At 51.1% G+C, this 12,096-nt stretch carries 8 protein-coding genes; 4 read left to right on the forward strand and 4 right to left on the reverse strand.

The genetic code is table 11. The features are described 5' to 3' along the window. Window positions 1-91: 91 nt before the first annotated feature. Window positions 92-730 carry a peptide-methionine (S)-S-oxide reductase MsrA gene (msrA, locus tag OGY01_RS17030; RefSeq protein ID WP_045439078.1) on the reverse strand — a complete coding sequence of 213 codons (639 nt, stop codon included), beginning with the start codon at window positions 728-730 and terminating at the stop codon, window positions 92-94. 212 nt (window positions 731-942) lie between these two features. Between msrA and tamA the strand changes: the two genes are divergently transcribed. The 3 genes from tamA to OGY01_RS17045 are packed head-to-tail and all read left to right on the forward strand — an operon-like array spanning window position 943 to window position 6,796. Beyond that, window positions 943-2,676 (forward strand): autotransporter assembly complex protein TamA, encoded by a 1,734-nt coding sequence (tamA, locus tag OGY01_RS17035; protein ID WP_048222294.1) that lies wholly within the window; start codon window positions 943-945, stop codon window positions 2,674-2,676. After that, complete coding sequence (tamB, locus tag OGY01_RS17040) at window positions 2,673-6,449, forward strand: autotransporter assembly complex protein TamB (protein WP_286493419.1); 3,777 nt, start codon at window positions 2,673-2,675, stop codon at window positions 6,447-6,449. The genes tamA and tamB overlap by 4 nt, the downstream gene beginning before the upstream one ends. A 2-nt stretch (window positions 6,450-6,451) precedes the next feature. Next, on the forward strand, window positions 6,452-6,796 hold the full coding sequence (locus OGY01_RS17045) for a gamma-glutamylcyclotransferase family protein (RefSeq protein ID WP_045439093.1): 345 nt from the start codon (window positions 6,452-6,454) through the stop codon (window positions 6,794-6,796). A 43-nt stretch (window positions 6,797-6,839) separates the two neighbouring features. Here OGY01_RS17045 and OGY01_RS17050 read toward each other — a convergent pair whose 3' ends face one another. From OGY01_RS17050 to ppa, 3 genes are all read right to left on the reverse strand, one after another. Next, window positions 6,840-8,849: a TonB-dependent receptor domain-containing protein gene (locus OGY01_RS17050; protein ID WP_286493420.1), complete on the reverse strand. Its 2,010-nt coding sequence runs from the start codon at window positions 8,847-8,849 to the stop codon at window positions 6,840-6,842. A gap of 83 nt (window positions 8,850-8,932) precedes the next feature. Then, window positions 8,933-10,003, reverse strand: a complete 1,071-nt coding sequence (gene yncE / locus OGY01_RS17055) for a 7-bladed beta-propeller protein YncE (protein ID WP_353622516.1) — start codon at window positions 10,001-10,003, stop codon at window positions 8,933-8,935. Between the two features lie 209 nt (window positions 10,004-10,212). After that, the gene (gene ppa / locus OGY01_RS17060) at window positions 10,213-10,743 is read right to left on the reverse strand and encodes an inorganic diphosphatase (RefSeq protein ID WP_045439097.1); all 531 of its coding nucleotides are present in this window, start codon (window positions 10,741-10,743) and stop codon (window positions 10,213-10,215) included. A 310-nt stretch (window positions 10,744-11,053) separates the two neighbouring features. On the opposite strand from ppa, the gene ytfQ reads away from it, so the two are divergent. Then, window positions 11,054-12,010 carry a galactofuranose ABC transporter substrate-binding protein YtfQ gene (ytfQ, locus tag OGY01_RS17065; protein ID WP_048222286.1) on the forward strand — a complete coding sequence of 319 codons (957 nt, stop codon included), beginning with the start codon at window positions 11,054-11,056 and terminating at the stop codon, window positions 12,008-12,010. The last annotated feature ends 86 nt before the right edge of the window (window positions 12,011-12,096 follow it).

The raw sequence follows: 12,096 nt of genomic DNA on the forward strand, positions 1-12,096 counted from the left end.
ATATTCATTGAAAACCGGCTCGTGGAAGTGAGCCGGTAAATTCAGAAGCTAGTATAGCGTAAGCGACTGTAAAGTCGCCAGAGGCTGATATTTATCCTTGTGGCGGCAGGCAAACCCCAATGCCGCCAATGCCGCAATATCCATAAGGATTTTTGTGCAGGTACTGCTGGTGATCGTCTTCGGCATAGTAGAACGGGGTTGCCGTTTTGATTTCCGTTGTAATAGGACGATCATCACCGGCTGCGGTCATCGCTGCCTGAAAGCGTTCAAGGCTGGCCTGGGCTGCGGTATTTTGCTCCGGAGTTAATGGATAAATTGCGGAACGATACTGAGTACCCTGATCGTTGCCCTGACGCATACCTTGCGCCGGGTCGTGATTTTCCCAGAATACCTGCAGTAGCTGTTCGTAGCTGATAACATGCGGATCATAGACGATACGTACTGCTTCAGCATGGCCCGTATCACCAGAACAAACCTCCCGATAGGTTGGATTGGGGGTATAGCCGCCAGTGTATCCGGCTGCAGTGCTGTACACGCCGGGGAGTGACCAGAACAAACGTTCTACGCCCCAGAAACAGCCCATGGCGAAAAGGGCGATCTCCATACCGTCGGGCACGTTGGTCATTGAATGTTGGTTAACCGCATGCAGCGTTGCCACTGGCATCGGGGTGTTGCGTCCAGGTAATGCATCTGCTTGAGTAACAAGATGCTTTTTATCAAATAAACTCATGGCCGTTCTCCCGAAATCAGTCATTTGGGTTAAGGTTGTAACAAGACGCGTCTTTGCCCACAATAAACGGTGTGAATACGTCTAGAGTTAAACATAAGAAATATTTGGGTTGTCGTCTGTTTTTCAACTCTTATTGTTGATTTTTTGTTAAGCCCAGGAACGGCATAGTATTTTTTTCCAGGGGTGGGAAAAAAGGATATTCAGGAGAAAATGTGCCACATATCCGTCAGTTATGTTGGGTGGGGTTACTGTGCTTAAGTGGCTCAGCCGCCGCTGCGAATGTTCGCTTACAGGTCGAGGGATTATCGGGACCGCTGGAAAAAAACGTCCGTGCGCAGTTATCCACGATTCAGAGTGATGAAGTCACGCCTGACCGCCGTTTTCGTGCGCGCGTCGATGATGCTATTCGCGAAGGGCTAAAAGCGCTGGGCTATTTTGAGCCGACCATTGATTTTGAATTGCGTCCACCACCGGCGAAGGGACGTCAGGTGTTGATTGCCAAAGTGACACCCGGTGAACCGGTACTGATCGGCGGAACCGACGTCATTTTACGCGGTGGGGCGCGCACTGACAGAGATTATCTGGACCTGCTAAAAACGCGTCCAGCCATCGGCACTGTGCTGAATCAAGGCGACTATGACAGCTTCAAAAAGTCGCTAACCAGCGTGGCGCTGCGTAAGGGCTATTTCGACAGTGAATTTAATAAAAGCCAACTCGGGATCGCGCTCGATCGTCGCCAGGCATTCTGGGATATCGATTACAACAGCGGAGAGCGTTATCGTTTTGGACATGTCACCTTTGAAGGATCGCAGATTCGCGATGAGTATCTGCAAAATCTGGTGCCGTTCAAAGAAGGCAAAGAGTACGAATCGAAAGATCTGGCGGAGCTGAACCGTCGTCTCTCGGCAACCGGTTGGTTTAATTCTGTAGTGGTCGCGCCGGAATTCGACAAAGCCCGCAAAACCAAAGTGTTGCCGCTGAAAGGCGTGGTCTCGCCACGCACGGAAAACACCATTGAAACCGGGGTCGGCTATTCCACCGACGTCGGGCCACGGTTAAAAACCACGTGGAAAAAACCGTGGATGAACTCGTACGGTCACAGTCTGGCGACCAGCGTCAGCGTTTCTGCGCCTGAACAGGTTCTTGATTTCAGTTATAAAATGCCGCTGTTAAAGAACCCACTGGAGCAGTACTACCTGGTTCAGGGGGGATTTAAACGTACCGATTTGAACGATACCGAGCAGGACTCCACCACGCTTGCCGTCTCTCGCTACTGGGATCTCTCCAGCGGCTGGCAACGCGCAATTAACCTGCGCTGGAGCCTCGACCACTTTACCCAAGGTAATGTAACCAATACCACCATGCTGCTCTATCCTGGTGTGATGATTAGCCGGACGCGCTCGCGCGGCGGTCTGATGCCCGTCTGGGGGGATTCTCAGCGCTATTCCATCGATTACTCGAATACCGCCTGGGGTTCAGATGTCGATTTCTCCGTCTTCCAGGCACAGAACGTCTGGATCCGCACGTTGTACGACCGTCATCGCTTTGTGATGCGCGGTAACCTCGGCTGGATTGAAACCGGAGACTTCGACAAAGTACCACCGGATCTGCGTTTCTTCGCCGGGGGCGACCGCAGTATTCGCGGTTACAAATACAAATCTATTGCGCCTGAAGGCAGCGACGGCAAACTGAAAGGGGCCTCGAAACTGGCGACAGGATCGCTGGAATACCAGTACAACGTGACCGGAAAATGGTGGGGTGCGATGTTTGTTGATAGCGGTGAAGCGGTCAGCGATATCCGCAGAAGTGATTTTAAAACCGGTGCCGGGGTTGGTGTGCGCTGGCAGTCACCGGTAGGACCTATCAAGCTCGATTTTGCTGTACCTGTCGACGACAAAGATGAGCATGGTTTACAGTTTTACATCGGTCTGGGGCCTGAATTATGAGTTTATGGAAGAAGATAAGCCTCGGCGTTCTGATTTTTATCCTGCTGTTGTTAGGCACCGTAGCGTTTCTCGTGGGTACAACCTCGGGTCTGCATCTGCTCTTTAAGGCGGCTAATCGCTGGGTTCCGGGGCTGGAGATAGGCCAGGTCACTGGCGGCTGGCGGGATTTATCGCTGAAAAATATCCGCTACGATCAGCCTGGCGTGGCGGTGAATGCGGGTGAAGTGCATCTGGCCGTCGGCCTCAACTGTCTGTGGAACAGCAGTCTGTGCGTCAATGATCTGTCGCTAAAAGATATTAACGTGGCTATCGACAGTAAAAAAATGCCGCCTTCTGCTCCGGTGGAGGAAGAGGATAGCGGCCCGCTTAATCTGTCAACGCCTTATCCCATCACGCTTTCACGCGTGGCGCTTAACAACATCAATATCAAAATTGATGACACCACCGTTTCCGTGCTGGATTTTACTTCCGGCCTGAACTGGCAGGAAAAAACGCTGACCCTGAAGCCAACGTCATTACAGGGCCTGCTGATTGCACTGCCTAAAGTGGCGGAAGTCGCCCAGGAAGAGGTTGTTGAGCCGAAGATCCAGAATCCGCAGCCGGATGAGAAACCGTTGGGTGAAACGCTCAAAGATCTGTTCTCAAAACCGGTCCTACCGGAAATGACCGATGTTCACCTGCCGCTGAATCTCAATATTGAAGAATTCCGCGGCGAGCAACTGCGCGTGACTGGGGATACCGATCTGACAGTACACAACATGTTGCTGAAAGTGAGCAGCATTGACGGCAATATGAAGCTCGATGCGCTGGATATCGACTCCAGCCAGGGGACGGTGAACGCCAGTGGTACGGCGCAACTGACCGATGCTTGGCCAGTCGATATTACGCTGAACAGCACGCTGAACATTGACCCGTTAAAAGGCGAAAAGGTGAAGCTGAAGGTTGGTGGCGCGCTGCGCGAACAACTGGAAGTGGGTGTTAATCTATCCGGCCCGGTGGATATGGATCTGCGCGCACAGACGCGCCTGGCGGAAGCAGGATTACCGCTCAATCTGGACGTCGTCAGCAAACAGGTTTACTGGCCGTTTACTGGCGATAAGCAATTCCAGGCCGATGATATCAAGCTCAAACTGACCGGCAAAATGACGGACTATACGCTGTCGATGCGCACAGCAGTGAAGGGACAGGACATTCCTCCGGCAACCATTACGCTGGATGCTAAAGGCAACGAACAGCAGATTAATCTCGACAAACTTACCGTGGCGGCGCTGGAGGGGAAAACCGAACTCAAAGCGTTGCTTGACTGGCAGCAGGCTATAAGCTGGCGTGGAGAACTGACGCTGGATGGTATTAACACTGCGAAAGAGCTTCCGGACTGGCCGTCAAAACTGAATGGTTTGGTGAAAACCCGAGGTAGCTTGTATGGCGGAACCTGGCAGATGGAGGTTCCGGAGCTAAAGCTGACCGGTAACGTTAAACAGAACAAGGTTAATGTGAATGGCTCACTGAAAGGGAACAGTTACCTGCAGTGGACAATCCCAGACCTGCACCTGGAACTGGGGCGTAACAGCGCCGAGGTGAAAGGTGAACTGGGGGTAAAAGATCTCAATCTCGACGCGATGATTGATGCTCCGGGCCTGGATAACGCGCTACCGGGGTTAGGCGGTACGGCGAAAGGTCTGGTCAAAATTCGCGGTACGGTGGAAGCGCCGCAACTGTTGGCGGATATCACCGCCCGTGGCCTGCGCTGGCAGGAACTCTCCGTTGCCCAGGTGCGCGTTGAAGGCGATGTGAAATCGGCTGAACAAATCGCCGGTAGCCTCAACGTGCGCGTAGAGCGGATTGTGCAACCTGATGTGAATATCAATCTCGTTACCCTGAATGCCAAAGGCAGCGAAAAGCAGCATGAGCTGCAGCTGCGTATTCAGGGGGAGCCGGTCTCCGGGCAGCTTGACCTGGCAGGGAGTTTTGATCGCAAAGAACAGCGCTGGAAAGGAGCCTTGAGCAATACCCGCTTCCAGACGCCGGTTGGTCCGTGGTCGCTGAACCGCGCGATAGCGCTGGATTACCGTAATCAGGAACAGAAAATCAGCATCGGGCCGCACTGCTGGAACAATCCAAACGCTGAACTGTGCGTGCCGCAGACGATTGATGCCGGTGCTGAAGGACGTGCAGTGGTTAATCTGAACCGCTTCGATCTGGCGATGCTGAAACCGTTTATGCCAGATACCACGCAGGCGAGCGGCGTGTTCAGCGGTAAAGCCGATGTAAGCTGGGACACAACTAAAGAAGGGTTGCCACAGGGAAAGGTAACGCTAAGCGGGCGTAACGTGAAGGTCACACAAAGCGTCAATGATGCACCGTTGCCGGTGGCATTTGAAACGCTGAATATGACCGCTGACCTGCATAATAACCGTGCCGAACTGGGATGGCTGATTCGCCTGACCAATAACGGACAGTTTGACGGGCAGGTGCAGGTTACCGATCCGCAAGGGCGACGCAACCTTGGCGGTAACGTTAATATCCGTAACTTTAATCTGGCGATGGTCAATCCCATCTTCTCGCGTGGTGAAAAAGCTGCGGGGATGTTAAACGCTAACCTGCGCCTCGGCGGCGATGTGCAAAGCCCGCAGTTGCTCGGACAGTTACAGCTTAGTGGTCTGGACATTGACGGCAACTTTATGCCATTTGACATGCAGCCAAGCCAGCTGGCGATTAATTTCACGGGGTCACGTTCGACGATTGCGGGCGTGGTGCGCACGCAGCAGGGACAGATTAACCTGAGTGGTGACGCCGACTGGACTCAGATAGACAACTGGCGGGCGCGTATCGCGGCTAAAGGCAGCCGCGTTCGTATCACCGTGCCGCCAATGGTTCGTCTGGATGTATCTCCGGATGTGGTCTTCGAAGCCACGCCAAGTTTATTCACGCTGGATGGTAGCGTTGATGTACCGTGGGCGCGTATTGTGGTGCATGACCTGCCGGAAAGCGCGGTGGGTGTCTCCAGCGATATGGTAATGCTCAATAACGATCTTCAGCCTGAGAAGCCACAGAGTGCGGGTATTCCGATCAACAGCAATCTGATCGTGCATGTAGGCAACAACGTGCGCATCGATGCGTTTGGTCTGAAAGCAAGACTGACAGGCGATCTGAAAGTGGCGCAGGACAAGCAGGGGCTGGGGCTTAACGGGCAGATTAACATCCCGAGCGGTCGCTTCCATGCTTATGGTCAGGATCTTATTGTGCGCAAAGGCGAGCTGTTGTTCTCCGGCCCGCCGGACCAGCCGTTGCTCAACATCGAGGCGATTCGTAACCCGGATGCCACTGAAGACGACGTCATTGCTGGTGTTCGCGTTACGGGTACTGCTGATGAACCGAAAGCGGAGATCTTCTCTGACCCGGCGATGTCACAGCAAATGGCGCTTTCCTACCTGCTTCGTGGGCAAGGACTGGACAGCGAGCAGAGCGACAGTGCGGCAATGACATCAATGCTTATTGGTCTGGGGGTTGCACAAAGTGGTCAGGTTGTGGGTAAAATCGGGGAGACATTTGGCGTAAGCAATCTGGCACTGGACACACAAGGGGTGGGCGACTCATCTCAGGTGGTTGTCAGCGGATACGTACTGCCAGGTCTGCAGGTGAAATATGGTGTGGGTATATTTGACTCCTTAGCGACACTCACGCTACGTTATCGTCTGATGCCTAAGCTATATCTGGAAGCCGTGTCTGGCGTAGATCAGGCACTTGATTTGCTCTATCAGTTTGAGTTTTAGCAATGCGAATATTTGTCTACGGTAGTTTACGACGCAAACAGGGCAACAGCCACTGGATGACCAACGCCCAGTTGCTGGGTGATTTCAATATCGAGAACTACCAGTTGTATAGTCTGGGCCACTATCCAGGCGCAGTTCCGGGAAACGGATCGGTACACGGGGAAGTTTATCGTATTGACAACGCTACGCTGGCAGAGCTTGATGCTCTGCGTACGCGAGGCGGCGAGTATGCACGCCAGTTAATTCAGACGCCGTACGGAAGTGCATGGATGTACGTGTACCAACGTCCGGTCGAGGGGTTAACGCTGATTGAAAGCGGTAACTGGTTAGACAGAGACCAGTACTAATATGAACACGCCACCCTCGGGTGGCGTTGTTTTATTACAGGGCTTAAAACTCCACTCGCGCGCCGAGGTTATAGCGACGTCCTTCCACCTGAGCGGACTCATTCCACGCGGTAGTCAGCTTCGGATCCTCATCCAGCAGGTTGTAGATACCCGCCATCAGCTGTGTATTTTTATTGAGTTTATAGCGTACGCCTACGTCTACCATCGTGTAGTCATCGTACTTATAGTTGTTGCCACTGTTGCGGTTACTGCTGCGATAATTCACCGTACTCCATACGTCCAGACTTTGTGTTGCCGTCCAGTTCAGCGACAGATTTGCCATATGGCGTGGGTAATCGTTCAGCGCGTAGCCTTTATTTACCCCACTTTTCTGCTCGCTGTGGTTCCAGGTGTAGTTGGCGTTAGCTTTAATATCCGCGCTGATTTGCCAGTCGGCGTTGAGCTCCACACCGTATACATCCGCCTCGCTAACGTTGAAGTACTTACTGACGGAATCTGCCTTGTAACCATTTACGGAGCACTGATTTGTCGCCGTGGTTTCGCAAATGGTTTGCTCGGCAATTTTATCTTTGAACTGGGTATAGAAGACGGTGCTATCCAGCGACAATGTATTGCCTGTCCAGTAGAGACCCAGCTCAGAGTTAACGCTTTTCTCCGGTTTCAGGTCGTCATTACCCACCGTCAGGAACGGATAAGGCACAGTTGAGCCGTAAGGCGTGACGAAGTCGCTGGAGGTCGCGCGCAGCTCTGGTTTTTTATACCCTGCGGAAACGCCGCCTTTCAGCGCCCAGGCATCGCTGAATGCCCAGTTGCCGTACATTTTTGGCGTAATATGTGTCCCAAAATTATCATCCTGATCCATACGCGCTGACGTAGTCAGGATAAAATCATCAATACTCCAACCGTCCTCAGCAAACAGCGCCCAACCGTTGCGGCTGACTTTGGTCACGGGTTCTGAACCCGGCAGCGTTTTGTTTGCCACATCAAAGCGGTCGTTTAACTCTTCACGGGTAAAATTCGCCCCGACGGTCAGCTTGTGGTTGTCGAGAGTGATGGTGGTTTGCGAGTTGGCGACGTAGTTTTCCATCTGCACATACTGCGGTGATTGCCCGTCGTAAACGTATTTTGACCGGCCTTTTTCGTAGTTAATGTAATTGGTTGTCGCGACGGTATCTTCTGCGTACCAGCCGGTATGAGTGAGGGTGACGGCGTTACGATCGAACAGCCATGACCACGGCGCGCCACGTTTCTGGGTGCGGTTTTTCTCTTGTTCACCGGTGACGACGTTGAGGTCGAACAGGTTATTTTCGCTGGCGGCCAGACCCAGCGTCATATCCATGGATTTACGGTTATGCTTGCCAAAGTAATTGTTGCGATCGTCATCGCGTCGGTCGAGCCAGTCTGCCGCCACGCTTAATCCCAGAACATCAGGGATAATGGGACCCATAGTGAACAGATTCATCTGGCTGGTATTGCCCAGATACTGGTGTTCCTGAAGCCAGGTATTAGCGGCAATTGCCGTCGTCCAGTCCTTTGTACCGTAAGGCTTTTTAGTGATAACGTTCACCACGCCGCCGATGGCATCTGATCCGTACAGCGATGACATCGGCCCGCGAATAACCTCGATACGCTCAATGGCCTCCATCGGCGGTAAGAAGTTGGCTTCGGTACCAATATCGTGTCCGTACGGGCGTGACTCGCCGGTGTTTTGTTTGACGCTGTTGACCATGAATGCGGTATAGGACGGGTCCATCCCGCGGATCATAATGCTGCCAGCATTCATACCGCTGCTGTTGGTAACTGAAACGCCGGGAATATTTTTTATTGCTTCACCGATGTTACGGTCGGGTTGAATATCCAGTGTTTTACGATCGATAACGGAAATGGTCGCCGGGGCTTCACGTTTTTGTTGTGAGAAACCGGATGCGGTGATTACCATTTCATCTTCACTGTTGCGAGAAGTTTCACTTAATTCCTCGGCCTGTGAGGGGAATATAACACCGCCAGAGAGTGCAACGATCCCTGTCAGCGTAATAAGTTGACGCGTTTTCATAATATAAGACACCTGAAAAGTAAAAATAACAACGTCACCTTGTCGTCGTTTTGGCGACAAGGTGAAAGAATGATTTTTGATTATTAATATTTAGAGAGATCGATTTTCAGCACATAGTCGGGCTTCACGCCAATCATTTTTTCTGGCTGTTTTACGCTGACATACAAGGAGTTAGCATCTGTCGATAGCGCAAGACTGTTTGGTAATGCATTGGTTTCAATGCTTTGTTTCACCTGATAGGTCTTGCTGTCCACAATGCTGACTCGTTTTGCATTGCGGTGGGTGATGTAAACTTCCTGACGTTTTTCGTTATATAACACGGCAAGAGAATTAATTACCTTAATTGGCGCAATGACTTTTCCGTTATTAATATCAACAACCAGTACGTCCGCGAGATCAGGATCGGTGAGGAATGCACGATTATTTTTCGCATCAAGAGCGATATTCAGGAAGAAATGTTTTTTGGCAGGTTCAATGGTAAAGCGGTTAATAATTTTATGGCTGGTGGTATCCAGAGTAATCAACTCGTTTCTGCCATTAACGACATACAGGCGATCTTTATCGGCATCAACAGCCATGCCGGTCGGGTATTCACCCATATTTTCAATAGTGGCAATTTTTTCACGCTTTTGCGTATCTACTACCCAGACAATTCCTTTTTCTGCGACGCCGGAAATGTACAGACGGTGATGCTGCTTATCGAGCACCATTTCACGGGTATGGATAATGTCTTTCGGGCTTTTGGTCTCGCTCAGTTGTAGTATCGCCAGCTCTTTACCGCTGCGGGTATCGATTAGCGTTACTGAACCTTCCAGCGTATTTCCGACATACAGAACATGATTTTCTGCATCCAGCGCGGTAGCAAAAGCGCGACGGCTGGTAGTAATAACTTCTGTAGTGGTGAGTTTCTCCAGATCGAGTTTATAGATCAGCCCACTGGTTTTATCCTTATCAAACGACGGCGACGAGGCAGCAAAAAGTGCATTCTGTTGGCCATCAACCGCCAGTTCATACACGCCGTTACCGACATCGCGGGTCAGAAAATCTTTCTCAGGCAGCGTACCTGCGTAACCGGACAGAGTGGTAAATAGCAGCGCTGTGGCGAAGGCCACACCGGAATAGCATTTCAGGGACTTCACATTGTGGAGGTTCATTGACGTTTATTCACATTTATTTACGTGTTGCGAATGATAATGAGATCGAATCTTATTCGCAAATAAGATAAATGAAATGTGACTACCCGATTTGGTAGGTCAAAAAGGAACCAGCAGGTTGCGTGAGGAAACGGAAGGGGGAAAGCACAGACATAAAAAAACCCTTACTAACCAGAGTCTGGTGTTCAGGGCTATCAGCACAAGCGAACTTATTTCTTCGCGGCGCGCTCGAAGGATGCAACGATTTCAGCTTTTGCAGCTTCTGCGTTGTCCCAACCGTCAACTTTCACCCATTTGCCCGCTTCGAGGTCTTTATAGTGCTCGAAGAAGTGAGTGATCTGCGCTTTCAGCAGGTCCGGCAGGTCGTTCACATCTTTGATGTGATCGTATTCTTTGCTCAGTTTGGTGTGCGGTACTGCAACCAGTTTCGCATCTTCACCGGATTCGTCGGTCATTTTCAGTACGCCAACCGGACGGCAGCGGATGACTGAACCTGGCTCCAGCGGGTACGGAGTCGGGACCAGAACGTCTACCGGATCACCATCCAGAGACAGGGTGTGGTTGATGTAACCGTAGTTGCATGGGTAGAACATCGCAGTGGACATGAAGCGGTCAACGAACAGGGCGCCGCTCTCTTTGTCAACTTCGTATTTGATCGGATCTGCGTTCGCAGGGATCTCGATAACAACGTAGATATCTTCCGGCAGATCTTTACCGGCAGGGACGTTGAGTAAGCTCATGTCTGTTTCCTTTAAATATGCTATGGCAAACAAGTGGCGGGTATTATAGCCAACTCGCGCTGAATGTCTCCGCTTGTTTTTCGATTTAGTTCCTCTGAATTTCTCTTTTTCACACTGTTTGCATGACAGAAAAATCCATAAGTTCAGTCGCATTTTTCATAGGGTAATGAAAGCGATTACAAACTTGTGATTAACGTTTTATTTACTTTTTTGAAGTGTGATGTAACTCAATTCGTTACATGCTCGATTGTCTATAGTTTTTTCGCGACTGTTTATTAATCAACAATAATCACCCTACGAGGACGCACTTATGTGGAAGCGCTTACTTTTAGTCACAGCAGTTTCAGCAGCCATGTCGTCTATGGCAATGGCAGCCCCTTTAACCGTAGGATTTTCGCAGGTCGGGTCTGAGTCCGGCTGGCGCGCCGCAGAAACCAACGTGGCGAAAAGCGAGGCCGAGAAGCGCGGTATTACGCTGAAAATCGCCGACGGTCAGCAAAAGCAGGAAAACCAGATTAAAGCAGTACGTTCATTCGTTGCCCAGGGCGTGGATGCCATCTTCATTGCACCGGTCGTAGCAACGGGTTGGGAGCCAGTATTAAAAGAAGCTAAAGATGCCGAAATTCCAGTCTTTTTGCTCGATCGTTCCATCGATGTAAAAGACAAATCTCTCTATATGACCACTGTCACCGCCGATAACGTGCTGGAAGGTAAATTGATCGGCGACTGGTTGATTAAAGAAGTGAACGGCAAGCCATGTAACGTCGTTGAGCTGCAAGGGACCGTCGGTGCCAGCGTGGCAATCGACCGTAAAAAAGGCTTTGCTGAAGCCATTGCCAACGCGCCAAATATCAAAATTATTCGCTCCCAGTCCGGAGACTTTACCCGCAGTAAAGGTAAAGAAGTTATGGAAAGTTTTATCAAAGCGGAAAACAACGGCAAGAACATCTGCATGGTTTACGCCCATAACGATGACATGGTGATTGGGGCTATTCAGGCGATTAAAGAAGCAGGCCTGAAGCCGGGCAAAGATATTCTCACCGGTTCAATTGACGGCGTACCGGATATCTATAAAGCGATGATTGACGGCGAAGCCAACGCCAGCGTCGAGCTGACGCCAAATATGGCTGGTCCGGCATTCGACGCGCTGGAGAAATTCAAAAAAGACGGCACGATGCCCGAGAAGCTGACCATTACCAAATCAATCCTCTATCTGCCTGATACCGCCAAAGAAGAGTTAGAGAAGAAGAAAAACATGGGCTACTAAGTCGTTAGCGTGAGGAACAATGCTGGATGGCCGGCCTACAGGCGAGTGTATTGTAGGCCGGATAAGATGCGAGCGTCGCCATCCGG

It is taken from the genome of Citrobacter sp. Cm038 (genome assembly GCF_030333105.1).
GTDB lineage: Bacteria > Pseudomonadota > Gammaproteobacteria > Enterobacterales > Enterobacteriaceae > Citrobacter > Citrobacter murliniae.

Excerpts from the sequence above, each read along its gene's own strand:
- msrA (WP_045439078.1), bottom strand. The coding sequence starts at position 730 with ATGAGTTTATTTGATAAAAAGCATCTTGTTACTCAAGCAGATGCATTA.
- tamB (WP_286493419.1), top strand. The coding sequence starts at position 2,673 with ATGAGTTTATGGAAGAAGATAAGCCTCGGCGTTCTGATTTTTATCCTG.
- OGY01_RS17045 (WP_045439093.1), top strand. The coding sequence starts at position 6,452 with ATGCGAATATTTGTCTACGGTAGTTTACGACGCAAACAGGGCAACAGC.
- OGY01_RS17050 (WP_286493420.1), bottom strand. The coding sequence starts at position 8,849 with ATGAAAACGCGTCAACTTATTACGCTGACAGGGATCGTTGCACTCTCT.
- yncE (WP_353622516.1), bottom strand. The coding sequence starts at position 10,003 with ATGAACCTCCACAATGTGAAGTCCCTGAAATGCTATTCCGGTGTGGCC.
- ppa (WP_045439097.1), bottom strand. The coding sequence starts at position 10,743 with ATGAGCTTACTCAACGTCCCTGCCGGTAAAGATCTGCCGGAAGATATC.
- ytfQ (WP_048222286.1), top strand. The coding sequence starts at position 11,054 with ATGTGGAAGCGCTTACTTTTAGTCACAGCAGTTTCAGCAGCCATGTCG.